Source organism: Dyella sp., assembly GCF_035508675.1.
GTDB lineage: Bacteria > Pseudomonadota > Gammaproteobacteria > Xanthomonadales > Rhodanobacteraceae > Dyella_B.
On record NZ_DATJMN010000055.1, the window covers coordinates 1 to 3,555 of the forward strand.

General features: G+C 60.8%; 4 protein-coding genes. 1 reads left to right on the top strand and 3 read right to left on the bottom strand.

The genetic code is table 11. From position 1 onward, the window contains the following. The 3 genes from VMA74_RS03190 to VMA74_RS03200 all read right to left on the bottom strand — a co-directional run. A partial coding sequence (locus VMA74_RS03190; protein WP_325364735.1) for a cbb3-type cytochrome c oxidase subunit I occupies window positions 1-1,040 on the bottom strand: 1,040 nt, incomplete at its 3' end. 59 nt (window positions 1,041-1,099) lie between these two features. Then, on the bottom strand, window positions 1,100-2,020 hold the full coding sequence (gene coxB, locus VMA74_RS03195) for a cytochrome c oxidase subunit II (RefSeq protein WP_325364737.1): 921 nt from the start codon (window positions 2,018-2,020) through the stop codon (window positions 1,100-1,102). 19 nt (window positions 2,021-2,039) lie between these two features. After that, window positions 2,040-2,519 (bottom strand): DUF2244 domain-containing protein, encoded by a 480-nt coding sequence (locus VMA74_RS03200; RefSeq protein ID WP_325364739.1) that lies wholly within the window; start codon window positions 2,517-2,519, stop codon window positions 2,040-2,042. 254 nt (window positions 2,520-2,773) lie between these two features. Between VMA74_RS03200 and VMA74_RS03205 the strand changes: the two genes are divergently transcribed. After that, window positions 2,774-3,555 (top strand): proline dehydrogenase family protein (locus tag VMA74_RS03205; protein WP_325364741.1); only part of this gene is annotated, 782 nt, incomplete at its 3' end.

Consider the following 3,555-nt stretch of genomic DNA (forward strand, 5'->3'; position numbering starts at 1 on the left):
GAGCCGCCCCACATGGTGGCGACCCAGTTGAACACCTTTACGCCGGTCGGCACCGCGATCAGCATGGTGGAGTACATGAAGAAGATTTCGGCACCCAGCGGCAGACCCACCGTGAACATGTGATGTGCCCACACGATGAACGACAGGAAAGCAATCGAGGCGATTGCGAACACCATTGCCTTGTAGCCGAAGATCGGTTTGCGCGAAAAGGTCGGGATGATTTCCGAGATGATCCCGAACCCCGGCAGGATCATGATGTACACCTCGGGATGACCGAAGAACCAGAATACGTGCTGGTACAGGATAGGATCGCCGCCGCCGGCCGCGTTGAAGAAATTCGTGCCGAAATACTTGTCGGTGAGCAGCATGGTCACCGCGCCGGCCAACACCGGCATTACCGCTATGAGCAGGAACGCCGTGATCAGCCAGCTCCACACGAATACTGGCATTTTCAACAAGTCCATGCCCGGCGCGCGCATATTGATGATGGTAGCGATGATGTTTATCGCCCCCATGATCGAGCTGATACCCATCAAGTGGATGGCGAAGACCGTGTAGGCCAAGGCGCTGGTTTGCAACGAAAGCGGCGGCAGCATGGTCCAGCCGCCTGCCATGCTGCCGCCCGGCATGAACAACGTGGACAGCATCAATGCGAAGGCGAACGGCAGAATCCAGAACGACAGATTGTTCATGCGCGGCAGCGCCATATCCGGCGCACCGATCATCAGCGGAATCATCCAATTGCCCAGCCCCACAAAAGCCGGCATCACCGCGCCGAAGATCATGACCAGCGCATGCATGGTGGTCATTTCGTTGAAGAAGTACGGCTGCACCAGCTGCATGCCCGGCTTGAACAGCTCAGCGCGAATCACCATCGCAAAGCTGCCGCCGATGAAGAACATCAGCAGCGCGAATATCAGGTAGAGCGTGCCGATGTCCTTGTGGTTGGTGGACATCACCCAGCGCTGAAAAAAGTTCAGGTGCTCGTGATGTTCGTCGTGATGCTCATCATGGTGGTCGTGGGCGGCTGCTTGGGCCATAACCTTGAACCTCTACCGTGTGATTGCGTTTACGTGAACTGCATCAGCAGCCGAGTGAATCAACCCTGCGTCGATGCCGGCGCCGGTGCGGGCGTAGCCGGTTTCTGCTGCTCGGCCAGCCACTTGGCGAAATCCTCCTGCGACACGGCCTTCACCACGATCGGCATGAAACCGTGATCCTGACCGCACAGCAGCGCGCACTGGCCGCGATAAATGCCCGGTTTGGTGATGTTGGTCCAGGCTGCATTGATCACACCCGGAATGGCGTCCACCTTCCACCCCAGATCCGGCACATACCAGGAATGGATCACATCGCCGCCCGTGATCACGAAACGGATCTTCATGCCCACCGGCAGCACCAGCGGATGGTCGACATTGAGCAGATAGGTATTTTCCCCGTCCACTTTCACCGCGTTCGGATCGAGGCCCGAATTGAGCTGGCGCGTGGCATTGCTCTGGTCGTCCAGCTTGGAGATGAAACCGACGTGGCTGATCGGCTTGCCAAGATAGTCGACATAGTCGTAGCGCCATTTCCATTGATAGCCGGTGATCTTGACCGTCATCTGCGAACCGGTGGTGTCGGCGAACACGCGCAATCCATCGGTAGCCAGCCAGGCCAGGCAAACAAGAATGACGACCGGAATGGCGGTCCACACGATTTCGATGGTGGTGTTGTGCGACCACTTCTCCGGCACCGCGCCGCGCGATTTGCGGAAGCGAAACATGGCGATGAACATCGCGCCGAATACCAGGATGCCGATCACCACGCACACGCCCAACGCGATATTGTTGAGCATGTAAGGAATTTCGGAGTACGTCGTCACCCCGGGCGTGAGGTTCAACTGATCGGGCCTGGGATTGGCCAGCGTGCTGCCGGCAAACAAACTGGAGGCGGTGATGCCCAACGCCCCGAAGACATGCTTGAAGTGCTGCGAACCCCTGAACCGGATGCCGTGCTTCCCGATGCCGCCAGCTGTCATGTTTGCACCTTTGTTGACCCTACCTGCGCTCAGCCTGGAAATCGGCCAGCAACGCCCTGAGTTTCCGGAACAGCTCGGCGCGTTCCTCATCGGTGAGGAAAACCCCGATCTCCAGCTTGCGTCCGTGCGACGACAACAACAATCGGTAACGCCCTTCCCCTGACTCCAGCAGCACGCGCACCCAATAGGGTTGGAAGCGCGTGCAACGGCGACCTGGCAGGGTGTGCACCTCCAACGACGAACCGTCGAGGGTGATGCGTTCGCTGCGGTCGCCGGCCCGCCAAGCCACGCTCAAGGCGATGGCTACGGCGGAAGCCTCGATCAGGGCGAACAGCGGGGCGAATACATTGCCCTGCCACGCTCCCAGACCTGCCGTTATCAACGCCAGCGCAGCCAACACCAGGATCAGGTGACGCAGGCCGCGCCGGCTGAGTACGCGATTGGGCCGAAGCCAAACCACGCACGGCAGGCCGCCGAGGGCTGGTCGAAGCACGATCATGGAAGTCCGGCGTGCCTGGAACGTGTTTGATCATAGGCCGCGTGGCGGAGCCGGGGCAAGGACGACTGCAGCGTATAGCGGCCTGCGAGGCGCGACAATTTGTCTCGTTTAGCTCGTCAATCGGGAATCGTCAATCGTCAATCGTTAAGAGCGGCCACTGCGGTGGTCGCCTTATATAAGCCTCTTACGATTTTCGATTTCGGATTTACGATTCCCGATACAATCGGCGCCCTCCCAGCCCCTCTACGCATACCGTGCCCCAAGCCATTCTTACCCCCGAACTGCCGGCCAGCGTCGAGCCGGCCCGCGCGCGCATTACCGCCGCCTGGCTGCGCGACGAAACGGAAGCCGTGAACGACCTGCTTGCCCAGTCCAGCTTGCCACCGGCCGAGCGCGAGAAAGTGATCGACCTGGCCGCCGACCTGGTCAGCCGCGTGCGCGCCCGCGCCAAGGACCAGAGCGCGGTGGAATCCTTCATGCGCCAGTACGACCTTTCCAGCGAGGAAGGCGTGCTGTTGATGTGCGTGGCCGAAGCCCTGCTGCGCATCCCCGACAAGGCCACGGCGGACAAGCTGATCCGCGACAAACTGGGCGATGCGAACTGGAAAAAGCATCTGGGCCAGAGCGAGTCGCTGTTCGTCAACGCCTCCACCTGGGGCTTGATGCTGACCGGCAAGCTGGTGAATCTCGCCGAGGAAACCCGGCAGGATTTCACCAGCGCGCTACGCCGCCTGGTCGGGCGCGCGGGCGAACCCGCCATCCGCCTGGCCGTGCGCCAGGCCATGCGCATCATGGGCCACCAATTCGTGATGGGCCGCACCATCGACGAAGCGCTGGACCGTTGCGGCAAGGGCGAATACACCGCCTATCGCTACTCCTACGACATGCTGGGCGAATCGGCGCTCACCAGCGAAACCGCCGAGCGCTACCAGCAGGATTACCGCAACGCCATCGCCTCGATCGGTTCGCGCGGCCCGTTCGCCAACCACACCGATGCGCCGTCGATCTCGGTGAAACTCTCCGCGCTGCATCCGCG